The 25,481-nt window shown below is 63.8% G+C and carries 21 protein-coding genes; 9 read left to right on the forward strand and 12 right to left on the reverse strand.

Annotated elements, in window-relative coordinates:
- Positions 1 to 155: 155 nt before the first annotated feature.
- The gene (gene lolA / locus NA29_RS17435; protein ID WP_072633318.1) at positions 156 to 806 is read right to left on the reverse strand and encodes an outer membrane lipoprotein chaperone LolA; all 651 of its coding nucleotides are present in this window, start codon (positions 804 to 806) and stop codon (positions 156 to 158) included.
- Between the two features lie 5 nt (positions 807 to 811).
- Positions 812 to 3,142: a DNA translocase FtsK gene (locus NA29_RS17440; RefSeq protein ID WP_039399927.1), complete on the reverse strand. Its 2,331-nt coding sequence runs from the start codon at positions 3,140 to 3,142 to the stop codon at positions 812 to 814.
- A 440-nt stretch (positions 3,143 to 3,582) separates the two neighbouring features.
- On the opposite strand from NA29_RS17440, the gene trxB reads away from it, so the two are divergent.
- The 3 genes from trxB (at position 3,583) to NA29_RS17455 (ending at position 6,194) form a co-directional block, all read left to right on the forward strand.
- On the forward strand, positions 3,583 to 4,539 hold the full coding sequence (gene trxB, locus NA29_RS17445) for a thioredoxin-disulfide reductase (RefSeq protein WP_039399930.1): 957 nt from the start codon (positions 3,583 to 3,585) through the stop codon (positions 4,537 to 4,539).
- Positions 4,540 to 4,755: 216 nt separating this feature from the next.
- Entirely contained in the window at positions 4,756 to 5,439 is a 684-nt protein-coding gene (locus tag NA29_RS17450; RefSeq protein WP_039399933.1) for a Smr/MutS family protein, read from the forward strand.
- Between the two features lie 134 nt (positions 5,440 to 5,573).
- A complete protein-coding gene (locus NA29_RS17455) occupies positions 5,574 to 6,194 on the forward strand; it encodes a trimeric intracellular cation channel family protein (RefSeq protein WP_039403915.1) in 621 nt (206 codons plus the stop codon).
- 115 nt (positions 6,195 to 6,309) lie between these two features.
- Here NA29_RS17455 and NA29_RS17460 read toward each other — a convergent pair whose 3' ends face one another.
- From NA29_RS17460 to NA29_RS17470, 3 genes are all read right to left on the reverse strand, one after another.
- Entirely contained in the window at positions 6,310 to 6,648 is a 339-nt protein-coding gene (locus NA29_RS17460; protein WP_010805431.1) for a P-II family nitrogen regulator, read from the reverse strand.
- 109 nt (positions 6,649 to 6,757) lie between these two features.
- A complete protein-coding gene (locus tag NA29_RS17465; RefSeq protein ID WP_039403917.1) occupies positions 6,758 to 8,872 on the reverse strand; it encodes an NAD(+) synthase in 2,115 nt (704 codons plus the stop codon).
- Between the two features lie 178 nt (positions 8,873 to 9,050).
- The gene (locus tag NA29_RS17470; protein WP_039403919.1) at positions 9,051 to 10,187 is read right to left on the reverse strand and encodes a GNAT family N-acetyltransferase; all 1,137 of its coding nucleotides are present in this window, start codon (positions 10,185 to 10,187) and stop codon (positions 9,051 to 9,053) included.
- Between the two features lie 174 nt (positions 10,188 to 10,361).
- Between NA29_RS17470 and NA29_RS17475 the strand changes: the two genes are divergently transcribed.
- Together NA29_RS17475 and NA29_RS17480 are read left to right on the forward strand one after the other, a co-directional pair.
- On the forward strand, positions 10,362 to 10,970 hold the full coding sequence (locus NA29_RS17475) for an NAD(P)H-dependent oxidoreductase (RefSeq protein WP_039399936.1): 609 nt from the start codon (positions 10,362 to 10,364) through the stop codon (positions 10,968 to 10,970).
- Positions 10,971 to 11,035: 65 nt separating this feature from the next.
- Positions 11,036 to 11,638 carry a TetR/AcrR family transcriptional regulator gene (locus NA29_RS17480; protein WP_039399941.1) on the forward strand — a complete coding sequence of 201 codons (603 nt, stop codon included), beginning with the start codon at positions 11,036 to 11,038 and terminating at the stop codon, positions 11,636 to 11,638.
- A 95-nt stretch (positions 11,639 to 11,733) separates the two neighbouring features.
- Here the strand turns inward: NA29_RS17480 and ppa are convergent, their stop codons facing one another.
- Together ppa and NA29_RS17490 are read right to left on the reverse strand one after the other, a co-directional pair.
- Positions 11,734 to 12,261, reverse strand: coding sequence for an inorganic diphosphatase (ppa, locus tag NA29_RS17485; RefSeq protein WP_039399943.1), 528 nt, complete (start codon positions 12,259 to 12,261; stop codon positions 11,734 to 11,736).
- A 103-nt stretch (positions 12,262 to 12,364) separates the two neighbouring features.
- A complete protein-coding gene (locus NA29_RS17490) occupies positions 12,365 to 13,576 on the reverse strand; it encodes an alpha-hydroxy acid oxidase (protein ID WP_039399946.1) in 1,212 nt (403 codons plus the stop codon).
- A 139-nt stretch (positions 13,577 to 13,715) separates the two neighbouring features.
- Between NA29_RS17490 and NA29_RS17495 the strand changes: the two genes are divergently transcribed.
- Complete coding sequence (locus tag NA29_RS17495; RefSeq protein WP_039399949.1) at positions 13,716 to 14,576, forward strand: IclR family transcriptional regulator; 861 nt, start codon at positions 13,716 to 13,718, stop codon at positions 14,574 to 14,576.
- A 69-nt stretch (positions 14,577 to 14,645) separates the two neighbouring features.
- On the opposite strand, the gene NA29_RS17500 is transcribed toward NA29_RS17495, so the two are convergent.
- The 5 genes from NA29_RS17500 to NA29_RS17520 form a co-directional block, all read right to left on the reverse strand.
- A complete protein-coding gene (locus NA29_RS17500; RefSeq protein WP_039399952.1) occupies positions 14,646 to 15,557 on the reverse strand; it encodes a dihydrodipicolinate synthase family protein in 912 nt (303 codons plus the stop codon).
- Positions 15,558 to 15,611: 54 nt separating this feature from the next.
- Positions 15,612 to 17,327: an ABC transporter permease subunit gene (locus NA29_RS17505; RefSeq protein ID WP_095178558.1), complete on the reverse strand. Its 1,716-nt coding sequence runs from the start codon at positions 17,325 to 17,327 to the stop codon at positions 15,612 to 15,614.
- A 99-nt stretch (positions 17,328 to 17,426) separates the two neighbouring features.
- Entirely contained in the window at positions 17,427 to 18,539 is a 1,113-nt protein-coding gene (locus NA29_RS17510; RefSeq protein WP_039399960.1) for an ABC transporter ATP-binding protein, read from the reverse strand.
- A 45-nt stretch (positions 18,540 to 18,584) separates the two neighbouring features.
- Positions 18,585 to 19,628, reverse strand: coding sequence for an ABC transporter substrate-binding protein (locus NA29_RS17515; RefSeq protein WP_052253295.1), 1,044 nt, complete (start codon positions 19,626 to 19,628; stop codon positions 18,585 to 18,587).
- A 225-nt stretch (positions 19,629 to 19,853) separates the two neighbouring features.
- Positions 19,854 to 21,290: an FAD-binding oxidoreductase gene (locus NA29_RS17520; protein WP_039399964.1), complete on the reverse strand. Its 1,437-nt coding sequence runs from the start codon at positions 21,288 to 21,290 to the stop codon at positions 19,854 to 19,856.
- Positions 21,291 to 21,560: 270 nt separating this feature from the next.
- On the opposite strand from NA29_RS17520, the gene NA29_RS17525 reads away from it, so the two are divergent.
- The 3 genes from NA29_RS17525 to NA29_RS17535 all read left to right on the forward strand — a co-directional run bounded on the left by NA29_RS17525 (position 21,561) and on the right by NA29_RS17535 (position 25,313).
- Positions 21,561 to 23,063, forward strand: coding sequence for an aldehyde dehydrogenase family protein (locus tag NA29_RS17525; protein ID WP_039399967.1), 1,503 nt, complete (start codon positions 21,561 to 21,563; stop codon positions 23,061 to 23,063).
- A gap of 63 nt (positions 23,064 to 23,126) precedes the next feature.
- Positions 23,127 to 23,885, forward strand: a complete 759-nt coding sequence (locus NA29_RS17530; protein ID WP_039399970.1) for an SDR family oxidoreductase — start codon at positions 23,127 to 23,129, stop codon at positions 23,883 to 23,885.
- A 111-nt stretch (positions 23,886 to 23,996) separates the two neighbouring features.
- Entirely contained in the window at positions 23,997 to 25,313 is a 1,317-nt protein-coding gene (locus NA29_RS17535; protein ID WP_052253024.1) for an MFS transporter, read from the forward strand.
- Positions 25,314 to 25,481: the final 168 nt, after the last annotated feature.

A 25,481-nucleotide genomic window follows, 5' to 3' on the forward strand; every position in this document is an offset into this window, starting at 1 on the left:
GCAGCACGGCCGGGGATGTCCCCGGCCGCAGTCAGATAATCAGATGTCCCCATTATGCCAGCCCGATGACCGGCTCGCCCGCAAAGCGCTTCTGAGGCAACGCTCAGACGCTACTCAGGCAACGCCGAGCGGCGGGGACAAAGGTTGGCGCAAGCTTAACCCTTGATCACGTCCGCCCCTTTGGGCACCGTGAACTTGAAGTTACCTGCCGGTAGCGGCGGGTTCTTCTGCATGTTGCTGAACGTGAGCAAGGTCACGTTACCGAAGGCGTCGTACAGTTCCATCGCGGCGAGATTGCCATCGCGAAAACCGATGCCCACGCGCTGAAACTGCGTATCCTGCGCCTTCGGCTTGAGCTCGACCCAGTCGATGCCGTTCTTCACACCGGCATCCTTGAGCGTGAAACTCTTTTCGATGTCGTTGCTACCGAACAGAATCGCCGCCGGGCTCGCGCCCAGCGAGTCGCCCAGCTTGCGCTCGGTGACCTGATTCAGATCCTTGTCGTAGACGTAGAGCGTCGTACCGTCTGCCTGCAACAACTGATCGTAAGGCTTGGTGTAGTGCCAGACGAACTGGCCGGGACGCGAGAATTCGAACGTGCCCGACGCATTGTTCGTCACCTTCATCTCGCCGTTCTGCTGCCCCTTAACCTGCTTCTGCTCGAACTCGCCGCGCGCCGACTTTACCTGCGCCGCGAACGCCTTGAGTTGTGCCGTACCGCTCGCATAAGCCGGCGCGACCAGCGCCGCCAGCGTCACACCGACGGCACCCACCATGAGCGGCAAGCCGCGCTTGAATCCCAGCATATTCCTTATTCTCCCTCGCGATTCGGCACCAGAATTTCCCGGTTGCCGTTGCTCGCCATCGCCGACACGACGCCGGACTGTTCCATCTGTTCGAGCAGGCGCGCCGCCCGGTTGTAGCCGATGCGCAAGTGGCGCTGCACCAGCGAGATCGACGCACGACGCTGCTTGAGCACCACGGCCACGGCCTGATCGTAAAGAGGATCGGACTCGCCGCCCCCCTCGCCGGTTCCACCGCCTCCGCCGCCCATACCGTCGATACCGCCTTCCTCGCCTTCGACCGCACCGTCGAGAAGACCTTCGACGTAGTTGGCCTCGCCCTGCTCCTTGAGCCGCTCGACCACACGATGCACTTCGTCATCGGCCACGAACGCACCGTGCACACGCAACGGCAATCCGGTGCCCGGCGGCATGTACAGCATGTCGCCCATGCCCAGCAGCGTCTCGGCGCCCTGCTGGTCCAGAATCGTGCGCGAATCGATCTTCGACGACACCTGGAACGCCACCCGCGTGGGCACGTTGGCCTTGATCAGACCGGTAATGACGTCGACCGACGGACGCTGCGTCGCCAGAATCAGGTGAATGCCCGCCGCGCGCGCCTTCTGTGCAATCCGGGCGATCAGCTCTTCGACCTTCTTGCCGACGACCATCATCAGGTCGGCCAGTTCGTCGATCACGACCACGATGTACGGCAGACGCTGCAACGGCTCGGGCTCTTCAGGCGTCAGCGAGAAAGGATTCGGAATATGTTCTTCGCGCTTGGCCGCGTCGTCGATCTTGTTGTTGTAGCCCGCCAGATTGCGAACGCCCAGCTTGCTCATCAGCTTGTAGCGCCGCTCCATCTCGGCCACCACCCAGTTCAGCGCATGACCGGCCTGACGCATATCTGTCACCACCGGGCACAACAGATGCTGGATGCCCTCGTACATGCTCATTTCGAGCATCTTCGGATCGATCAGGATGAGCCGGACCTGCTCGGCCGTCGCCTTGTACAGCAACGACAGAATCATCGCGTTGATCCCCACCGACTTGCCCGAACCGGTCGTACCGGCCACAAGCAAGTGAGGCATCTTCGCCAGATCGGCTACGACCGGCTTGCCGCCGATGTCCTTACCGAGGGCGAGTGTGAGCAGCGACGACGAACTGTTGTAGACCTCAGAGCCGAGAATCTCCGTCATCCGCACCGTCTGACGACGCGGATTCGGCAACTCCAGCCCCATGAAATTCTTACCGGGGATGGTTTCGACCACACGGATCGACACCAGCGAAAGCGAACGCGCCAGATCCTTCGCGAGATTCACGATCTGGCTGCCCTTCACGCCCGTGGCCGGCTCGATTTCGTAACGCGTGATGACGGGGCCGGGATAAGCGGCCACGACGCTCACTTCCACGCCGAAATCCTTGAGCTTCTTCTCAATCAGGCGCGACGTGAATTCCAGCGTCTCGCCCGACACGGTTTCCTGCGCGACCGGTGCCGGATCGAGCAGCGCCAGCGGCGGCAGGATCGAATCCGGCAGGTCGGCGAACAGCGGCGCCTGCTTTTCCTTTTCAACCCGCTCGCTCTTGGGCACCACCTTGACCGGCGGCACGATCTGCACCGGCTCGTGGACTTCTGCCCGCACGCGGTTCTGCACGACGGCGCCTTCACGCGCAATCGCCGCTTCCTCGCCCATCCGACGGTCCTGACGCGCCTCGCGGCGACGGCGGATCACGGTACCGGTATCGAGAATCAGCGCACCGACCTTTTCGGCGGCGGACAACCAGGAGAAGTGGAACAGCAGCGACAGGCCGAAGGCGAAGATCAGCAGCAAGGCCAGCGTGCCGCCAGTGAAGCCGAGTGCGTGCTGGAAGAAGCCACCGACGGTCTCGCCGATGACACCGCCCGACGCACGGGGCAACTGAGCCTTGAGACGGTACAGACGCAGGGATTCGATACCGGCGCTCGAGAGCAGCACCATGAGCGAAGAGACGATCTCCACCCAGCCGCCGCTCGCAAGACGTTCGCGCAGCGGAGGCGCTTCACGTTTGGCGGAGATGCGGCGGTAGCCGGAGATCACGCGGCGGGCGATGAACACCACCAGCCAGTAGGCGGACAGACCGAGCATGAGCAGCAGCATATCGGCGACCCACGCACCGACGCGTCCCGCCCAGTTGGCGATACGCTCCACATGCGCCGCATGCGTCCAGCTGGGGTCCAGACGGCTGTAGGAGAACAACGCCATCAACAGGAACACCATCAGCGCGACCTGCGCCATCCAGCGGATTTCATGGAAGAGGTGCGTCACCCGATTGGGCAACGACGATCCGGCACCAGCAGAGTAGGAAGATTTCGTCGTCATCAAGCCATGCAGTTGGGCGGGCAGACGGGCGGCCTGCCGCGCAGCGATGCTCCATTGTAAACAACTATTACATCGATTAACGCATGACCGCCCCAGGAAAGCGTGACAAGCCGTAACGGAGCGGCTTCCAAAGGATTCGCCGGACGCGGGAAGACCCAGCGGCAAGGCAGCTCAGTCGCTCATGTCCTACGCGCTTGCATCCGGCGCATCTGCCCCCAAATTTGAGAGGCGTCCCGGTGCGGTGGCTTCGGATGCCCCCTGGGACCGTCGTCAGGCCGCCAAAGACCGCCCGAAGGCTATCGCCTCGATTGTGAGGCTCCATCAACGAAACATCGTCGGCCCCTTATAATGTCGGTTTGCGCCGGAGCCCCGGTCGCGCCCCAAGGCGGTGCGCGTTCGGGAGTCCGACGCCAGCACCCAACCCCTTTCCGGTGAGTTCCATGTCTGCTGCCAAGCACGCCAAAGTCCTGATTCTCGGTTCCGGCCCTGCCGGCTATAGCGCCGCCGTGTACGCCGCGCGCGCCAACCTCAACCCGGTGCTGATCACCGGTATCGCCCAGGGCGGTCAGTTGATGACCACCACGGACGTCGAGAACTGGCCCGGCGACCCGACCGGCGTGCAAGGCCCGGAACTGATGGCGCGCATGCAGGCACACGCTGAGCACTTCAACACCGAGATGATTTTCGATCACATTCATACGGTGCATCTGAACGAGCGCCCGCTGCGTCTGATCGGCGACGCCGGCGAATACACGGCCGACGCCCTGATCATCGCGACCGGTGCCTCGGCGCAGTACCTCGGCCTGCCGTCGGAAGAAGCCTTCTCGGGACGCGGCGTCTCGGCCTGCGCCACGTGCGACGGCTTCTTCTATCGCGGCAAGGAAGTCTGCGTGGTCGGCGGCGGCAACACCGCTGTCGAGGAAGCGCTGTACCTCTCGAACATCGCCAGCAAGGTCACCGTGATCCACCGCCGCGACAAGTTCCGCGCCGAGCCGATCCTGATCGACCGTCTGCTGGAAAAGGCCAAGCAAGGCGTGGTCGAACTGAAGTATGACAGCGTGCTCGACGAAGTCACGGGCGACGACAGCGGCGTGACCGGCGTTCGTATCAAGAACACCAAGACGGGCGCGCATGAAGACATCTCGCTGCACGGCGTGTTCATCGCCATCGGCCACAAGCCGAATACGGATATCTTCGACGGTCAGCTCGAAATGAAGAACGGCTACATCGTCACGCACAGCGGTCTGAACGGCAACGCCACGGCCACCAGCGTGCCGGGCGTGTTTGCCGCTGGCGACGTGCAGGACCACATCTACCGTCAGGCCATCACCAGCGCAGGCACGGGGTGCATGGCCGCGCTCGACGCCCAGCGTTACCTCGAAAACCTCGACCAGTAATCGCTTTCGCGCGTATTTCGCCAGACGGCGGCGCCCCGGCTGCGTGATCGTTCATGCAGCCGGGGCGCCGTCTTCGCTTGCGTCGTCGCTTTCGTCGGTGCCATCATCTTCGTTCCGTGGCGTCACGAGCCGTTATGATTCGGAAACGCGCCTTCGCCACCGCGCAGACGCAACGCGCCGTTTGCCCTCCCTTAGAACGTCCTTGTTCGCACGATCATGAGCAAGAAACCACCGAAACTCAGCCTCAGCGACCTCTCCAACTTCCGTGACGCACTCGCGACCGAGAGCGCCGCGCGCGAAGCCGAGCGCATCGCCGCCGCCAAGCGCGCCGCGCAGGCCAAACGCGATGCCAACGTGTTCCGCGACAGCATCGGCGAGATCGCCCCGCTTGCCAGCAAAGGCTCGACCAATCGCGTCGAGCACCCGCGCTTCCCGCCCGAGCCGGTGGCGCGTCAGACCGAGGAAGACGAAGCCGCAGTGCTTCACGAATCCCTGTCCGACGAGTTCGACCCCGAAGCGCTGCTCGATACGGACGACCGCCTGTCGTACCGCCGTCCCGGCATCAGCCACGATGCCGTGCTGAAGCTGCAACGCGGCGACTGGGTGGTGCAGGCGCAGATCGACCTGCATGGCATGCGTCGCGACGAAGCCCGCGAAGCGCTCTCCGCCTTCCTGCACGACGCCGTCAAGCGCGGCCTGCGCTGCATTCGCGTGATTCACGGCAAGGGCCTGGGCTCGGTGAACCGTGAACCGGTCCTCAAGGACAAGGTGCGCGGCTGGCTCGCCCAGAAGAACGAAGTGCTGGCATGGGCGCAAGCGCAAGGACGCGACGGCGGGGGCGGTGCGCTGGTAGTATTGCTCCAGGCTTCGCAGGCCCGGGGGGCGCGCGCAGCAGACTGACGCGCACATCGGCTCCTGCACCGGATGCCGATCCCCGCCAGCCACCGCTGGCACCGACGATTTCACCGCCGATCACGACGTATTGACGAGGGACTGTCTACCGTCCCCAACAGGATTCGCCGATGATTCACGAGATGAGCGCTCAACTGCATACGATCCTGGCCGTCATGGAGGCCATCGCCGTATTGTCGTGCGCCATCTCCGGCTTCGCCGAAGCCCGCAAGCAGCATCTCGATCCGGTCGGCGCGTTCGTGCTGGCCTTCGCGACCGCCTTCGGCGGCGGCACATTGCGCGACGTCCTGCTCGACCACCGCCCCTTCTACTGGGTCCAGCATCAGTGGTACTCGGTCATCATCCTCGTGCTGTCGTTGTCCACAGGCGTCGTGCTGAAACTCGTCTCGCGTGTGGCGACAGAGCGTGTACTGCTCATTACGGACGCCATCGGTCTTGGGTTTTTTAGCGCGTCCGGCACATCGCTCGCGTTGCAGACCGATATGTCGGCGTTCATGTCGGTGATGATGGGCGTGATTACCGGCGTGGGTGGCGGCGTGATCCGCGACATCCTCTGTAATGAGGTACCGCTGGTGTTGCGCGACACGCGACCCTACGCCGTGTGTGCGTTCATTGGCGGATGGATATACATCGCGCTCACTTACGCCGACCTCGATCCCGTCTACACCTTGTCGATCAGCGCGTTTTCCGTGATTTTCGTGCGACTGATCACCGTCGCATTCGACGTGCGCCTCAAGTCCTGAAGCGATTCGGCTTCAGTGCCTCACAAACGCCAAAGGGCGACGCCGCTCACGCAGCCGTCGCCCTTCGTTTTTCCAAGGCAATCACCCCAGCATTGCTGCGGCGATCACCCCGCCATCAGACCGCCTGTTCGCCCTCTTCGCCCGTGCGAATGCGAATCACGCGTTCGACATCGGTCACGAAGATCTTGCCGTCACCGATCTTGCCGGTGCGGGCCGCGCCCAGCACGGCATCGATGACCTGCTCGGCCTGCGCCGCGCTCACCACGACTTCGATCTTGATCTTCGGCAGGAAGTCGACGACATATTCCGCACCGCGATACAGCTCGGTGTGGCCCTTCTGGCGGCCGAAGCCCTTCACTTCCGTGACGGTCAGCCCGGTCACGCCGACTTCGGCCAGCGCTTCACGGACTTCGTCGAGCTTGAAGGGTTTGATGATGGCAGTTACGCGTTTCATTGTCGCCTCGATATCTTGATTGGAATGTTCTGCAATTTCGCCCGGCTATTGTACCGGGCCGGGAACGGCACGCCGATGACAGCGCGCCCCGCCCGCCCCGCTTACCGAATTACGCGTGCGGATCGTCAGGCACCGTGTCCAGATCCGCCAGCCACACGACCGACTCCGAATCGCTCGGCGCACGCCAGTCGCCTCGCGGCGAGAGCGAACCGCCCGTGCCGACCTTCGGCGCATTCGGAATGCACGAACGCTTGAACTGGCTCGTACGGAAGAACCGGTCCAGGAAGATGCGCAGGTTGCGCTTGATAGCAACCAGATCGTAGGCGTTGCGCGACGCGTGCCCCTCGTCCGGCCAGCGCCCCTGCGACGCATCGTGCCACGCGCTCCATGACAGAAACGCCACCTTGCGCGGCGCATAGCCGAAGCGCAACGTGTAGTAGAGGTTAAAGTCCTGCAACTCGTACGGGCCGATGAAATGCTCGGTGCGCTGCTCGGGCGCGCCGTTGGCCTTGCCCGGCACGAGTTCCGGGCTGATTTCCGTCTCGAGAATATCGATGAGAACGTTGCGGCGCTGTCCTTCCTTGCTGCCCTTTGCATCCTTGGCGTCCTTCTGCGCTTTGGCCGACGCCGCGCCCCCCAGTTGCCCCGTCTCCGCGACCCAGCGCACGAGGTGCATGATGAGCGTCTTGGGCACGCTGGCGTTCACGTTGTAGTGCGACATATGATCGCCCACACCGTACGTGCACCAGCCCAGCGCCAGCTCGCTCAGGTCACCCGTGCCGATCACAATCGCCCCGAGATGGTTCGCCAAACGGAACAGGTGATTGGTCCGCTCGCCCGCCTGCACGTTCTCGAACGTGACGTCGTAGACTTCCTCGCCCTTCGCGAACGGATGATCGAGGTCCTTCAGCATCTGCATGCAACTCGGACGAATATCGATCTCGCGCGCCGTGCATCCCACGGCTTCCATCAATTCACGCGCCTGACGCAGCGTACGCTCGCTCGTCGCGAAACCCGGCATCGTGTACGCCAGAATATTCGTACGCGGCAGGCCGAGCCGGTCCATGACCTTGGCGCAGACGAGCAACGCATGCGTCGAGTCCAGCCCGCCGGACACACCGATCACGACCTTCTGAATCTTCGACGACGCGAGACGCTGCATCAGCGCCTGCACCTGAATGTTGTAGACCTCGTGGCAGCGCTCGTCGCGACGCACCGCATCGGACGGCACATAAGGGAAGCGCGCAATGGCGCGCGCAAGCGGCAGTTCGGCGTCGCGCGGCAGGGTGACGTCGAGCTTGATCGTGCGAAAGCGTGCCACTTCGTCGGCATGACGGCGCACCGACACACCGAACGTCGTCTGATGCATGCGCTCGCGAGCGAGGCGCTCGAGATCGACGTCGGCGAAGATCAGATGCGACTCGCTGGCGAAACGCGCCGACTCGGCGAGCATGTCGCCGTTCTCGTAGATGAGCGCCTGTCCGTCCCACGCGAGGTCGGTCGTCGATTCGCCCTGCCCGGCCGAGGTGTACAGATATGCCGCGAGGCAACGGGCCGACTGCTGGGCCACCAGTTGATGACGATAGGCCGACTTGCCCACGACCACGTTCGATGCCGACAGGTTGACGAGCACCGTTGCGCCCGCGAGCGCCGCAAACGACGACGGCGGCACCGGCACCCAGACGTCTTCGCAGATCTCGCAGTGAAAGCGCAGCAGCGGCTGATCGGCGGCTTCGAAGATGAGCGCGCCGAACGGCACGTCGTTGCCCAGCAGGGTGACGGTATCGACGCCTGCGTCATCCGCTGCATTGAACTGGCGCGCTTCGTAGAACTCGCTGTAGTTCGGGAGATACGTCTTGGGGACAACGCCGTGAATGCGACCGCGCGCCACTACGACGGCGCAGTTGAACAGGCGCTGCTGCACGCGCACCGGCATGCCGACGATCATCGCGATGCCCAGCTCCCGGCTCGCGGCTACGATCTCGGCCAGCGCAGCGTCGCAGGCATCCTGCAAGGCGCGCTGCTGGAACAGGTCTTCGCAGCTGTAGGCAGGAATGCCAAGTTCAGGGAAGGCGACGAGTACCGCGCCCTCGGCGTCGGCCTGGCGGGCCAGCGCGATGGTCTGAGCGGCGTTGAAAGCGGGATCGGCGACGCGGCACTGCGGCACTCCGACGGCCACACGCGCGAAATCGTGATTGTAGAGATTGAGAAATCGGTTGGTCATGTCGGCGGCTACCATGCATCGCCCTTGTGCCGTGACGTCGGCAGGCATACCTGCAGGCGTTTGCAGCGATGAAGCGGGGCGTAAGAATCGTCAGTATATTACGCGAGGCCCCGCAGTGCCGGGGCCTGCCTTCGACGGCACGATGTCCGGAATACGTCTCGATATGCCCCGAAATCTCTCAGGACGTCGGTCGCTTGAACGGCGTATGCGCTTCCAGCTCACCGATGTGCTCGTCCATCGCAGACGTCTCCCGGTCGAGAAAATCTTCGATGGCCTGCGCGAATCGTTCGTCGGCAATCCAATGAGCCGACCACGTAGGCGTGGGTAACAGACCGCGCGACATCTTGTGCACGCCTTGCGCGCCACCTTCGAAACTGCGCAGCCCGTGCGCGATGCAGTACTCGATGCCCTGCGCATAGCAGGTCTCGAAATGCATGCCGGAGACGAAGTCCGTCGTCCCCCAGTAGCGACCATACATGGTGTCGCCGCTCACGACATTGAGTGCGCACGCGAGCGGCTGGCCATCACGCTCCGCCATGACGAGCAGCAGCGCGTCGGGCATCGTCGCGTGCACCTGCCCGAAGAACGCACGACTCAGATACGGTGAATTCCAGTGCTCACGATAGGTGTTTTCGTAGCACCGATAAAAGAAGTCGAGCGCTGCGTCGTCGATCTGCTCGCCGCGCAGCCAGCGGTAGGTCACTCCGGCCTCGCGCACGCGCCGACGGTCCTGTTTCAGCTTCTTGCGCTTCTCCTGATTCATCTGCGCGAGAAAGTCGTCGAACGTGGCGAAGCCCGGATTTTCCCAATGAAATTGCACGCCCTCGCGCAGCATGTACCCGGCTTCGGTCAGCGCGGCCAGATCGTCGTCGTGCGTGAACAGCACGTGGATGGACGACAGCTCAAGTTGCCGGGCGAACGCAATTGCCCCGCGCGCCAGCGCCACGCGATCCGCCTGTGTGCGCGCAAGCAGGCGCGGCCCGGTCACGGGCGAGAACGGCACGGCGCACAACAGCTTGGGGTAGTACTCGAGACCGTGACGTGCGAAGGCGTCGGCCCATGCGTGGTCGAAGACGTATTCACCACGGGAGTGCGACTTGACGTAGAGCGGCATCGCGCCGACAAGGACATCCTCCGCATGCATGAGCAGATAGGCTGGCTGCCAGCCCGTACGCTTGGCAGCGCATCCCGTCTCGTGCATCGCGTGGAGGAACGCGTGCTGCACGAACGGGTTGTCGCCCGCGAGCGCGTTCCACGCGTCGGCCGGCACGTCTTCAATCGATTGCACTACACGGATGACTGCGTCGCTGCTCACTTCACACCTCGTCTGCGAACCGGCGGCTTGCGTGCGGCCTGCGTGCCGCTTGCTTCCTGCCACTCAGCATTGTCGCCGAACTTGCCATTGGCTTCAGGACGAAGATGTGATGAAAACATAACCTACCAAAAGTAAGTTACCATTGGTAAGTTATTTTTTGAGGAGGAATCAGTCATGCATGCACTCGTTGTCGTCGCCCATCCCGACCCGCACTCGCTCACCCACGCCATCGCCCGACGCGTCGCCGAGACGATTGCGTCTTCGCCTGCCACCAACGGCATCTCACACACTGCCGAGATCGCCGATCTGGCCGCCGAAGGCTTCGATCCTCGCTTTAACGCGGCAGACCTGGCGTTGTTCAACAAGACGCTCGCGGCCCCCGCCGACGTGGCCGCCGAGCACGCCCGTCTGAACCGCGCCGACGCGCTGGTGCTCGTCTACCCGATCTACTGGTGGTCGTTCCCCGCGCTGCTCAAGGGATGGATCGACCGTGTGTTCTCGCAGGGTTGGGCGTACGAAGACGTGGCGCTCGGCAAGTCGGTGAAGAAGCTGCAACGTCTGCGCGTTCATCTAGTCGCCATCGGGGGCGCAGACCAGCGCACGATGGCCCGCCACGGCTACTTCGGCGCAATGAAAACACAGATCGATCACGGGATCTTCGACTATTGCGGTGCCCAGGTGGTCACGTCGGAGTTGCTCCTTGCCTCCGACACGGGCTACCCTGAAGCACATCTCGAGACGGCGAGGACCATCGGACAGAAGGTCTTCCCGTCTCCCACGTGATAACGATGTCTCCGCCCGCGCCCCGGCCCTCAGGTCCGGGGCATTAGCCATTTCGTACGACGACCATGACCCCAACCGCAGACGCCTCGTCGCGCCGACGCATGCCCCGTGAAGCCCGCACCCGACAACTGCTCGACGTCGCGTGGACGCTGATCGGCAACGAGGGCACGGATGCGCTCACGCTCGGACGTCTGGCGGAGGATGCCGGGGTCACGAAGCCGGTTGTGTACGACCACTTCGGTTCGCGCAATGGGTTGCTCGCAGCGCTGTATCAGGACTTCGACGCCCGTCAGACCGTCATCTTCGACGCGGCCGTTGCGGCGGCAAAGCCGACGTTGCAGGACAAGGCCCGCGTGATCGCATCGAGCTATGTGACGTGCGTGGTGACGCAGGGCCGCGAAATACCGGGGGTTCTCGCGGCGCTCGGCGGCTCGGCTGAACTGGCCGCTGTGAAGCGCGAGTACCAGCAATCGTTCATCGCCAAATGCGCGGCGATCTTCGCGCCGTTCGCCAGCCCCGACGGCATCCCGGCCCCCGCCTTGTGGGCGATGCTGGGGGCGGCCGACGCGCTGTCCGATGCCGCTGTCACCGGTGAGATCACCGCCGACGACGCGCAGATGGAATTACATCAGGTCATTCTGACGATGGTGAAGCGCCACAAGCCGTGATGCCAATGCCGCGCTCGTCCCCATAAAAAAACCCGGCACACGGCCGGGTTTTCTTTGCGTCGACGAACGACGCGGCAAGCTTGGCGAAGGGGCAATTACTTCTTCGCGTTCGCAACGCCTTCAGTGATTTCCTTGTGGGCGGCTTCGATGCCTTCCCAGCCTTCGACCTTGACCCACTTGCCCTTCTCGAGCGCCTTGTATTGCTCGAAGAAGTGCTTGATCTGGTCCTTCAGGTAGCCCGGGACGTCGTCGATCGACTTCATGTGTGCCGTCATCGGGCAGATCTTGTCGACCGGCACGACCACGAGCTTGGCGTCCACGCCCGACTCGTCGGTCATGTTGAGCATGCCGAGTGCGCGGCAGCGAACGACCGAGCCAGCCAGCAGCGGGAACGGCGTGACGACCAGCGCGTCGACGGGGTCGCCGTCGCCAGCCAGCGTTTGCGGAATGAAGCCGTAGTTGGCCGGGTAACGCATGCCCGTGCCGATGAAGCGGTCAACGACCAGCAGACCCAGATCCTTGTCGGCTTCGTACTTCACCGGGTCGCTTTGCGCCGGGATCTCGATGATGACGTTGAAATCGTTGGGGAGGTCCTTACCGGCAGGCACGTGGTTGAAGCTCATGATGGCATTCCTGTGAATGAAAATTGGCATGCTGCCGCGCGGCGCGCATGCCCCGCCAACCGGCCGGATGCCACGCCGCCCGACGGCAATCGGGCGCGGAACATTATAGCGGGTTTGCCTGAATCGCCCCGCCGGATCGGTTCTCGTGCAACGACGGCAGCCGGGCCAGCCGTTCAGCCGTCAACGTGCCCACGTTTGCGCAGCCGAGCAGCTGCATCGTCGTGCGCAATTCGTTCAGCAGCAAGGCCAGCACCCCATCCACACCCTGAGCGCCGCGCGCGGCCACGCCATACAGCGGCGCGCGTCCCAGGAGCACGCCCTTCGCGCCCAGCGCGACGGCCTTGGCGACGTCGGCCCCGCGCCGCACGCCACCGTCCATGAACACGGAGATTGCGGGACCGCCCGAACCTGACGCGCCAACGGCGTCGACGATCATCGGCAACGCTTCGACCGGGGCGAGCGTGCTGCCCAACTGGCGTCCGCCGTGATTGGAGACGATGATGCCGTCCGCGCCATGGGCCTGCGCCTGACGGGCGTCGTCCACCGTCAGAATGCCCTTGACCAGCACTTCACCCGGCCAGTGCTTGCGCACCCACGCCAGGTCGTGCCAGCCGAGCGACAAGTCCATCTGACGACTCAGCATCGCCGCGTGACGCGCCAGATCCGCCCGCTCGCCTACGCTCTGGGCGATGTTGCGAAGCTGCGGCGCCCCGCCCACCAGCATCTGCCAACTCCAGTGCGGATGCCGCATGCAGTCCGCCACAAGTCGCGGCGTAAAGCGCAGCGGCAGCTTGAAGCCGTTGCGCGTGTCGTGATCGCGCTTTCCGTGCACCGGGGTATCGACGGTCAGCATGAGCGTTCGAAACCCGGCCTCGCGCGCCCGGCGCATCATGCTCTCGGCAATGCGCCGATCCTGCTGCACATAGAGTTGCAGCCAAAGCTCGCCGTCAGGCACCGCAGCGCGCACGTCTTCGAGCAACGAGGTCGATGCCGTCGACAGCACAAACGGCAGTCCGGCATCGGCGGCTGCACGCGCGAGCAGTTCGTCTGCGCGCGGCCAGAACAGGCCGTTCAGGCCGGTCGGGCCGACGACCATCGGGGCGGCGGCCGACCGTCCCCAGAAATTCGTCTCGCTCGATGTGGCGGAGATGTCCGTCATGACGCGCGGCGCGAAGCCCCACTGCCCGAACGCGTCCCGATTGCGCCGCAGCGCCTCCCCGTCCTCTGCACCGCCTTCCAGATAATCGAAAGCCAGCTTCGTCAGACGGCGCCTGGCCGCCTGGCGGTAATCCTCCACGCAGGAAAACGCGTGCATTGCTCCCCCTGTCTTGATGTTCCGGCGTGCCCCACCGCATGCCCTTGCGCATGCCCTGAAATTGGGCAAAGTTCGCTACTTGGGCACAAACAATTGCATTACAATCACAATCATTACAATCCGAACAACCCGCACACCCATGCCGCGTTCATCCGCCGGGTCGTCGCGCTCTGCCACAGACGCCACCCAATCCACCAGCGACACCGCTTCGAGCACCGCCGCCCCGCGTTCCTCGCTCTTCGTCGGCTCGACCGAGAAGACGTTTCAGGTGCTGCACGCCTTCGACGGTCCTGCGCGGTACATGACGCTGGGCGACATCGCCAAAGCGGCGGATCTGGATCGCAGCGCCACGCAGCGGCTCGTGCATACGCTCGAAGCGCTCGGCTATCTCTTTCGCGTGCCGGAGACGCGTACCTACGGGCTGACGACCAAGGTGTTGCAGTTCTCGTACAACTACATCCGCGCCAACGAACTGGTCGACAAGGCGTCGCCGTATTTGCTCGACATCAGCCGCCGTGTGGGCGAGACGACCAACCTGCAAGAGCTGGACGGTCACGAGATCGTGTTCGTCGCACGCTTTCCCGGACAGCATCTGGTGAACATCGATATCGTGGTCGGCGCGCGTCTGCCCGCGATGTTCACGGCGTCGGGCATTGCAATCCTGTCGCGTCTGCCCGAAGCACGCGTGCGTGAAATACTCTCGGGCACGGCGCTCGAACCGATGACGCCGTACACCCTCATCGACGAGAAAAAGCTGCTCGAACGGATTGCGCAGACCACGCGTCGTGGCTACGCCATCGTCGAAAACGAAACCGTGATGGGCGACATCTCGGTCGCGGCCCCGATCACCGATCACGACGGTCACGCCGTCGCGGCCATCAATATCTCGGTGCCGACCTCGCGCTGGACGCGTGAGCGCGCAGAAGCCGAACTCGCCCCGCACATTCAGGTCGCCGCAACCTCGATCTCGAAGTCACGGCTGTCGACGTTCCGACGCTAAGCGCGCTCAGGTGCTATCAGTTGCCATCAATTGCAATCGGGCGGTGACACGCGTCACCGCCGTCACACTTCAACGTCCTTCAAAAATCGCCAGCTGACGCGCCAGTTCCTCGCGCAGTTCGGCCGACAGCGCCGGTGCAGGCGGCACCAGCGGTGCGAGCATCGCCGGTGCGTTCACCCCGATCAGATCCATCACCGACTTCATCGGCCCCGGGTTCGTCTCGGCGAACGCCAGATTCATCAGCGGAATCAGCGAGCGGTGCAGCGCCAGCGCGTCGGCCGTCTTGCCTTCGGACGCGAGCGAGAAGATGCGTTGCCACGCCGTCGGCAGCAGCGACGCCGTCACCACGATCCCGCCGCGTGCCCCTGCGGCCACATGCAGCGGGAACAGCGTGTCTTCGCCGCTCAGTACGGCAAACGACTCGTCGACACCGGCGATGGTGCGCAGGAAATGCCACATGTCGGTGTTGCAGGCCTTCATGCCGATGATGTTCTCGTGGCGCGACAGCTCATGCAGCACTTCCGGTGCAATCGCGATACGCGTGCGATACGGGATTTCGTAGATGAGGATCGGCAGCGGCGACTCGTCCGCGTAGCGCAGGAAGTAGTCGCGAATACCGGCTTGCGTCGGGTTCGTGTAGTACGGCGTGAGAACCAGCAGACCGTCGGCACCGGCAGCGGCGAAGTCGCGGCCCGCTTCGATGGCGTCGTGATAACCGGGATCGAGCACACCGGCGATCACCGGCACGTCGCGGCCGTGTTCACGCACTTCCTGCGCCGTGAGTTCAGCCATGCGCACGCGCTCGGCGCGCGACAGTGCACCGTACTCGCCCGTGCCGCCCAGCGGCACCACGCCGTCGATACCCTGCGCCAGCAGGTAACGCATGAGCGCGCGTGCGCCTTCGATGTGGATCGTGTCGTCGGTGTGTACCGGCGTGGGGATGGCCGGGAAAATGCCCTTCAGTTGTGCGGAGCGAAGCATGAGTTAAACGTCCGTGAATCGTGAGTTTGTTGGGGCGGATACCGCATCCGGGCTTCAGGTCGCGAGGCTGCGCCGACGCAGTCGCTCGGCCACCCAGATCAGTGCGGCGATAAAAAGGAACAGGCACGTGGAGACAGCGGCGATCACCGGCGAGATCTGCATCGTGATCTCATCCCAGAACTGCTTGGGCAAGGTGGTCGACAGGCCACCCGACGTGAACAGCGCAATCGTGAGTTCGTCGAACGACGTCGCGAACGCGAACAGGAACGACGACAGCAGACCTGCACCGAGAATCGGGAACGTCACCCGGCGCAGCGTCGCCCACGGGCGAGCGCCCAGGCTGTACGCCGCCAGATCGAGACGCGTGTCGTAGTTGCGCAGCACCGCCATCATCGTAATGACGACGTACGGCACCGCCACCACGGTGTGCGCGAGCGTCAGCCCTACGCTGGAGCCGACCAGACCGACCTTCGCGAAGAAATAGAACACCCCGACGGCGAGGATCATGCGCGGCACAACAATCGGTGCGAGCACGAAGGCGAGCATCGCCGACTTGCCTCGCATGCCACCGCGTACCAGCAGGAATGCCGCCGGTGTGCCGATCAGCATCGACAGCAAGCCTGCACCGATGCCCACGAGCATCGAGCGCGTGACCGCCTGCATCCACAACGGCGAATCCCAGATCTGCTGATACCACTGCAACGAGAAGCCCTTCGGCGGCCATGCCAGACCCGAGGCCGAATCGAACGACATCGGAATCATCAGCAACGCGGGCGCCGCGAGAAACACGACCAGCAGGAAGACGACCACGCGCAACACAACACCGTCGCCTTGTTCCGCTTGCGCTGCGCGCCCTTTCGGGAATGCGCGCAGCAACAGATCGGTCGCGGTGCCGAGCGTCGCAAGCACCTTCTCGCCGAGCGTGCGTGTCCAGCCGCCACGGCGCTTGCCTGCCTTCACATCCCCAGCGCCACCGGCCATCGTCGACAGACCGACCATGCGGTCGTAGACGAAGAACACCACCAGCACCACCGCGAGCAACAGCACCGAGATCGCACCGGCGAAGCCCCAGTTCAGCGCCTGCATCACCTGATCGATGATGAGCTGCGTGATCATGGTTTCGTGACGGCCGCCCAGCAGCGTCGGCGTAATGAAGAAGCCGATGGACGTGACGAACACCATCAGCGCACCGGCGGCCACGCCCGGCAGCGACAACGGGAAGTACACGCGCCAGAACACCGTGCCGGGACGCGCACCCAACGTCGAGGCCGCGCTCGGCAGACGCCGGTCGATGTTCTCCATGACGGAGAGCATCGTGAGCACAGCCAGCGGCATGAGCGCATGCACCATCCCCAACACCACGGCAGGGAAGCTGTAGAGCAGCGACAGCGGCTGATCGATTAGCCCGAGATCGAGCAAGGTGCGGTTCACGACGCCGTTACGGCCGAGCAGTACGACCCAGGCGAACGTGCGCACGAGAAAGCTCGTCCAGAACGAGAGCAGCAGCCAGAACAGCAGGCGTTGCTTGCGCGCGCCACTGAGCGTGGAGAGCCGGTAGGCAATCGGATACCCGGTGAGTACCGCGAAGAAGGTCGTGTAGAGCGAGACCTTGAGCGTGATGAGCAACACCTCGACATACACCGACGAGGCGAACAGCCGCTGATATTCGGCAAGCGTGAAGCCGCTCTCACCGCGAATGCTCAGCAGCAGCAACTGGCCGACCGGATAGATCAGCATGACGGCCAGCAGAATGACGATCGGTGCTGCCATCAGCAGCGGACGCATGCGCGCGCGCCAGCGCGCCCGGCGCGGGGCCGGTTGAGCGGGTTGTGAGGACGAAGGACGGACCACGGCAGATGCACTCATGGCTTACCCCGCAATCGCCACGGCGTCGTCGGCACGCCACGCGAGGCCGAGCGTCTGACCGATTTCGAAACGGTTGCCCTGGCGGCGCGTCGGGAACGCGGCCACGAGCGACTTGCTCGCGTCGCCGCCCGTCACCGTCGATTGCAGATACAGCTTCGTCATGCCGCCCGTGACCATGATGTCGGTCAGCTTCGCCGAGATCGTCGCCATGCCTTCACCGGCAGCGTCCGTATCGTGCAGATGCAGGTTCTGCGGACGCAGCATCAGCTTGACCGTGCGGCCCTGCTCGACTTGCGGATCGTAGACCATCGCGCCTGCGCCGTTCGCGGCCGTCACGCCCGGCATGGCCACGCGCACCTGATCGCCGGTGCGCGTGAGCACCGTCGCATCGAGCAGGTTCGACTCGCCGAGGAAGTCGGCCACGAACACGCTCTTCGGACGGAAGTACAGATCGTCGGGCGTACCGAGTTGTGCGATCTCGCCCGCGTTCATCAGGCAGATGCGATCGGACATCGTCATCGCTTCTTCCTGATCGTGCGTGACGTAGACGATGGTGGTGCCCAACTCCCGGTGGATGCGCTTGATTTCGAGCTGCATGTGATCGCGCAGCTTCTTGTCGAGCGCGCCCAGCGGCTCGTCCATCAGAATGATCGACGGCCGATAGACCATGCAGCGCGCGAGTGCAATGCGCTGCTGCTGACCACCGGAGAGTTCGCGCGGATAGCGCTCCGCCACATGCGGCAGATGCACCATTTCCAGCGCGTTCATGACCATCTTGCGAGCCTGGGCGGCATCGGTGCGACGCATCTGCAACGGGAACGCGATGTTCTCCGCCACCGTCATGTGGGGGAACAGCGCGTAGTTCTGGAACACCATGCCGATGTCGCGCTCGTACGGCGCGCCGTACGTGACATCGGTCCCATTGATGCGGATGGCGCCCGCATCGGGCTGCGACAAACCGGCGATGAGCGAGAGCAAAGTGGTCTTGCCCGAGCCGCTGGGGCCGAGCAAGGTCAGGAATTCGCCCTGGGCGACATCGAGGTCGGTCGGCGCGAGAGCGACGAAATCGCCGTAACGCTTGGACAGGCCCGAAACTTGAAGATTGGCAACGGTCATGAGATCAGCACCCCAAAAAACATGAAACGGAACGGCAGGTGAGGATCAGGTCAGGATCCAGCGGTTAAAACGTTCGAGCGCAACGCTCTGGTTCTGTTGCCAGAACTGGGCGTTGATGTGCACACCGCTCTTCATGTTGTCCGGGAAGGTCGGGCAGTTCTTCGCGATTTCCGGCTTCACGTAGTTGAACGCTTCCGGTTGCGTCATGCCAGCCGGGAAGAACTTGACCAGTTCCGCCTGATGCTTCGGATCGCTCGCGAACTTGATGAACTCACGGCAAGCGGCGGCGTTGGGCGTGCCCTTGAGAATCGACCAGTTGTCGACACCCCAGATGTTCTGGTTCCACACGATCTCGACCGGCACGCCATTGGCCTGTGCCGACTGCGCACGCGAGGCCCACGTAGCGACCATGTCTACTTCGCCCGAGCCGAGCATCTGCTCGACCTGCGCACCGGTCGTCCACCACACGGCGACCTGCTTGGCGATCTTGTCCAGGCTCTTGAAAGCGCGGTCGAAGTCGCACGGATATACCGAGCCCGGCGCAACGCCGTCGGCGAGCAGGGCTTGCTCGATGGTGTCGAACGGATACTTGCGAATCGAACGGCGGCCCGGGAAGTCTTTCACGTTCCACAGGTCGGCCCATGACGTCGGCGCCTTGCGGCCCTTGAACGCGTCGGTGCGATAGGCGAGCACCGTCGAGTAGACGTTGGTTCCCACGCCGAACGGCGACATGTATTGCTTCGGAATCTTCGCGATGGTCGGGTCCGATTCCAGACCGTGACGCTCCAGATACTCCTTGCCGCCCGACGTGAGCAGCAGAATCGCGGGCTGGCTGATCTTCGCCATATCCCACGTATAGCTGCCCGCTTCGACCATGCTCTTGATCTGCGCGGTCGGCTCCGCATTGGCCTGCACGCCGACGACCTGGATGCCCGTCGCCTCGGCGAAGGGCTTGTAGTACACGGCGTCGTACGCCTTGGTGTAGATACCGCCGTCGTCACGCACTACGATGCGCTTGGAGGCGGCGCGCGAAGGCGTCCACACGAACGGGAAGGCGACGGCAGCCGCGCCGACGATGGCCGTCTTCATGGCCGTGCGACGGCCCGGTTGTGCGAGCGTCGCTTCGCCTTTCTTGGTGGTATCGAGCGGGCTTGCGGAGGTCTTGCGTTTCATCATGGTCTCCGGACTTGACTGGGAGGGTGGGCGCGGCGACGGACAGCGGGCTTGAAGAGACAGCCGCCGCCGCGCGCGCAGTTATGGCAAAACAAACAGCAAAACTTGAAAAACGTGTGTGTGTGAATTCGTGCGCGATGCTTACGGAACGAGACGCCCCGGATTGAACAGCTGGTTCGGATCGAGCGCCGCCTTTACCGTGCGCATCAGCGCCAGTTCGGCGGGCGCCTTGTAGCGCTGCATCAGCGGCAGGCCCGTTTGCCCGACGCCATGCTCGGCGCTGAACGTGCCCGACAGACGCGCCGCGACATCGTTGACCGCAGCGCGCATCGCGTCGCCCATGGCCGCGCTGTCGGTCAGCGCCGCCCACGCATCGAACGAGAACATCGGAATGAAGTGGACGTTGCCGTCACCCATGTGGCCGACGATGGCGATGTCGAGCCCCGGCACGATGGCGTGCACGGCGCGCGTCGACGCGTCGATGAATTCGGGCACGCTCGACACCGGCACGGCACAGTCGGTGGTGAGACCGATGGCAGCCTTCTTGTTCGCCTCGCTCACGCTGTGGCGCACTTCCCAGAGATCGGCGCGCTGCGTTTCGTTCGCGGCGATGACGGCGTCTTCGACCAGCCCTTGTTCGATGGCTTCGCCCAGCGTTTCGGTAAGCACCGCTTCGAGGCCCTCGGCATCGCGCGTGTCGCCCAGTTCGACAAGCACATGCCAGGCATGGGCACCGCTAAGCGGATTGCGGCGGTTCGGCACATTCGCCAGCACCAGATCGAGCTGGTGACGGTTCATGATTTCGAACGCGGACAGACGTGAGCCGCAGGTGTTCTGGAACATGCCCAGGATCTGTTGCGCGGCGGCCGGATCGCGCGGCGCGAACCACGCGAGCGAGTGATGCGTAGGCAGCGGATGGAGCTTGAGCGCGGCCGCCGTGACGATGCCGAGCGTGCCTTCCGCGCCGATGAACAGATGCTTGAGATCGATGCCGGTGTTGTCCTTGCGCAGCGCGCGCAGACCGTCCCAGATCGTGCCGTCGGCCAGCACGACTTCGAGACCCAGCACGTTCTCGCGCGTGTTGCCGTAACGCAGCACGCTCGTGCCGCCCGCATTCGTCGAGAGCGTGCCGCCGATCTGGCACGACCCTTCCGCCCCGAGACTCACGGGATACAGACGTCCGACGTCGGCCGCAGCATCCTGCACGGTTTTCAGAATGCACCCAGCCTCGACAACCATCGAGCCGTTGGCCGCGTCGACCTGACGGATATGGCGCATGCGCGCCAGATTCAGAATGACCGGTGCCGGGCCGTGGGTCGGCGGCACTGCGCCACCGCACAGGCTGGTATTCCCGCCCTGCGGGAGGATCGATACACCGGCTGCGGCGCACAGCTTCACAATGTCGCTGACCTGTTCGGTGGACGAAGGCAGCACGACACACAGCGCCTCGCCCCGATAACGGCCGCGCCAGTCTTCCGTGTAGCCCGCGGTATCCGACTCGCTCGTGAGCACGGCGTCCGCGCCAAGCGTGTCCAGCAATCGGGTCAACAGCGTCTCTTGGGTCACAGCGTCGTTCATCACCTGCCTGCTCCTGAATGCTTCGGTTCGACTGTGTCGCCGGGTCTGTCCGTGATTGAACCGACGCGCCGCAGCGAGCTGTACTGCCATGCCAGACGCCCGTCTGGCGATTCGATGTGATCAAGGATAGGCGAGAAAAAATTGCAATAAAATATCTTTAATTGCAATGCGCTCATTTTAGGTGTTTATGCGGATGCGACCGATACGACGGTCAATGGCCTCGTGAGTTAAGTGATAATGGCCCCACCCTTTACACGAGGTGCAGTCGACATGCCCGAAGCCACACACTTCATCGGCAATCGCTGGGTCGCCCCCGCCAAGCGCGGCGGTACTTCCGCGATGTCTCCGCTATCCCCGCTATCCCCGCTGTCGGCCAATACGGCCAATACCGTCATTGCCGTCATCGATCCCTCCGACGGCCTGCCCTTCACCGAAATCGCCCGCGGCGACGCCGAAGACATCGACCGTGCCGTGAGTGCGGCGCGCGCCGCCTTCAACGGCGACTGGGGTCGTACCGCCGCCGCCGAGCGCGGGCGCACGCTCTACGCATTCGCCAGCCTGCTCGCCCGCCATCAGGAAGCACTCGCCCAACTCGAAGCCCGCGACACCGGCAAGCCGCTGAAACAGGCCCGCGCCGACGCCGCCGCCATCGTGCGTTACTTCGAGTTCTACGCCGGAGCCGCCGACAAGCTCCACGGCGAGACGATTCCCTATCAGCAGGGATTCACCGTCTTCACGGTGCGTGAGCCGCACGGCGTGACCGGTCACATCATTCCGTGGAATTACCCGTTGCAGATCTTCGGACGCAGCGTGGCCGCCGCGCTCGCGACAGGCAACGCCTGTGTGGTCAAACCGGCGGAAGACGCATGTCTCTCGCTGCTGCGCGTGGCGGATCTGTCGCTCGAGGCCGGGTTGCCGCCGGGCGCGCTCAATATCGTGACGGGCTACGGGGCCGAAGCCGGTGCAGCGCTGGCACGGCATCCGGGCATCGATCACATCTCGTTTACCGGCTCGCCCGCCACCGGCACGCTGATCTCGCAGATGGCCGCAGAGAACCACACGCCGGTGACGCTCGAACTCGGTGGCAAGTCGCCGCAGATCATCTTCGCCGACGCCGATCTGGACGCCGTGATGCCGGTCGTCGTGAACGCCATCGTGCAGAATGCAGGGCAAACCTGCTCGGCGGGCAGCCGCCTGCTGGTGGAGCGCGATGCGTACGAGGTCGTCCTCGCACGACTGGCCGAAGCGTTCGCGCATCTTCGCGTCGGGCCGTCGCATGACGATCTCGACCTCGGTCCGCTCATCAACGCGAAACAACAACAACGCGTGTGGGACTTCCTCTCCGAAGCACAGCACGACGGGATTGCCGTGATGTCGCAGGGTGAAGTCGTGGGCAGCGCGCCGGAGGCGGGCTTCTATCAGGCCCCGACGCTGCTGCGCGACGTCCCCGACACGCACCGCCTCGCACGCGAGGAAGTCTTCGGTCCGGTGCTCGCGGCGATGCCGTTTGCCGATGAAGCGGACGCCGTGCGACTCGCCAACGGCACGCTCTACGGACTCGCGGCCGGTGTCTGGACGCGCGACGGCGCACGTCAGATGCGCCTCGCCCGCGACATTCGCGCCGGTCAGGTGTTCATCAACAATTACGGCGCAGGCGGCGGTGTGGAACTGCCCTTCGGCGGCATGAAGCACTCCGGCCACGGCCGCGAAAAAGGATTCGAAGCCCTTTACGGATTCACCACGCTCAAGACCGTCGCCATCCGGCACGGGTAATTTGCTTCCTTTGCGCTTACTTCGCACTCACTTCGCACTCACTTCGCACTTCGGAGACAAGGCATGCGTTTGCAACAGAAAGTGGCTATCGTGACGGGCGCCGGATCGGGATTCGGCGAAGGCATTGCCAGGACGTTTGCGCGCGAAGGCGCGGCGGTCATCGTGAACGATCTGAATCGTGAAGCGGGCGAGCGTGTGGCCGGAGAGATCGTCGAGGCGGGCGGACGGGCGGTTTTCGTCTACGGCGACGTGTCGCGCGAGGAAGATCACGTCACACTGCTTACCGAGGCGGTGGCGCGCTTCGGCAAACTCGATGTCGTTGTGAACAATGCGGGCACCACGCACCGCAACAAGCCACTGCTCGAAGTCACCGAAGCCGAGTTCGACCGCGTCTATGCGGTCAACGTCAAAAGCATTTTCTGGAGCGCACGCGCCGTCATCCCCTACTTCCAGCAACACGGCGGCGGCGTGATGATCAACATTGCCTCGACGGCGGGCGTGCGTCCTCGCCCGGGCCTCGTCTGGTACAACGGCAGCAAAGGCGCGGTGATCACCGCAAGCAAGGCGATGGCCGCCGAGTTCGGCCCGCAGAACATTCGTGTCAATTGCGTCAATCCGGTCATCGGCGACACGGGTCTGACCGCCGAATTCATGGGCGTGCCGAATACGCCCGAGAATCGCGCCAAATTCCTCGCAGGCATTCCGCTCGGCCGCTTCTCCACGCCGCAGGACATCGCCAACGCGTGCCTCTATCTCGCCAGCGACGACGCCGCCTTCATCACCGGCGTGTGTCTCGAAGTCGACGGCGGCCGCTGCATCTAGCGCAGCTGCATCAATCTGCGCGCATACCGTTTCCAGCAGTCCGTAGCACCCGTAGTTGTCGCACCACAACATAACGACAGACAACACAACGTCAAACCGGAGGAGATCCGTATGAACAGCGTTCCGACGCCCCCCTCGCCCATGGCCGACATGGCCTCGGCGGACTTTGAAGCGGCCACCTACCGCAAGGTCGGCTGGCGGCTGATTCCGTTTCTGCTGCTCTGCTATGTCGTCGCTTATCTCGATCGCGTGAACGTGGGCTTCGCCAAGTTGCAGATGGTGGGCGACCTGCAATTCTCGGAGACCGTGTTCGGTCTCGGCGCGGGCATCTTCTTCATCGGTTACTTCATCTTCGAAGTGCCGAGCAACGTGATCCTGCATCGCGTCGGCGCGCGCGTGTGGATCGCGCGCATCATGATCTCGTGGGGCATCATCTCCGGCGCGACGATGTTCGTCACCACGCCGTCGATGTTCTACGTCATGCGCTTCCTGCTCGGCGTGGCCGAAGCGGGCTTCTTCCCCGGCATCATCCTTTACATCACCTACTGGTACCCGGCTTCGCGGCGCGGACGCATGACGGCATGGTTCATGACGGCCGTGGCGCTCTCGGGTCTTATCGGTGGTCCGCTCTCGGGCTGGATCCTGAAGGACATGAGCGGCGTGAGCGGCCTCGCGGGCTGGCAGTGGATGTTCCTGATCGAAGCGATTCCGTCGGTGATCATCGGTATTGCGGTGCTGTTCGTGCTCGATGACCGGATTCGCGACGCCAAGTGGCTGAACGACGCCGAGAAGTCGATGCTTGAGCGCAACATCGCGAGCGACGTGCTCACCAAGGAAGACCTGCCGCTGCGTCAGGTGTTCTCGAGCCCACGCGTGTGGATGATGAGCCTGATCTACTTTTCGTTCGTCATCGGTCTCTACGGTGTGGGCTTCTGGCTGCCCACGATCATCAAGAGCACCGGCGTGACCGATCCGTTGCAGATCGGTTTGCTGACGGCGATCCCGTACTTCTTCGCAGTCATCGCAATGGTCGTGGTGGGCCGCCGTTCGGATCTGAAGGGCGAGCGTCGCTGGCACATCGCGATTCCGGCGTTCCTCGGCGCAATCGGCCTGTTCCTGTCGACGGTGTGGAGCCACAACACGCAACTCGCCATGGTCGCGCTCACGCTCGCTACGATGGGGATCATGATCGTGCTGCCGCTGTTCTGGAGTCTGCCGACGGCATTCCTCGGTGGCACGGCAGCGGCCGCCGGGATTGCGATGATCAACTCGCTGGGCAATCTGGCGGGCTTCGTCGGCCCGTATCTGATCGGCTTCCTTAAGGACGCCACGCAGAGCACCAACAGTGGCATGTTCCTGCTCACCGTCTTCATGATTCTGGGCGGATTGCTGACGCTGGCAGTGCCTGCGCGGCTGGTGAACAAGTAGCAGGCGTGGCCGATAAGGCGGTGGCGAACGGGACAGATCACCTGACAAAACGTCGTCTCAATCGTCGAGACCGAGGCGCCGAGGGGCTTCTGGCCGCGTGGCGCTTGCGGGAGTAACATACTTGGCACATTTAGCGTGAATCAGGCCGTCCCTACCGGGGCGGCTTGT

Origin of the sequence: Pandoraea sputorum (assembly GCF_000814845.2) — a bacterium.
Lineage (GTDB): Bacteria > Pseudomonadota > Gammaproteobacteria > Burkholderiales > Burkholderiaceae > Pandoraea > Pandoraea sputorum.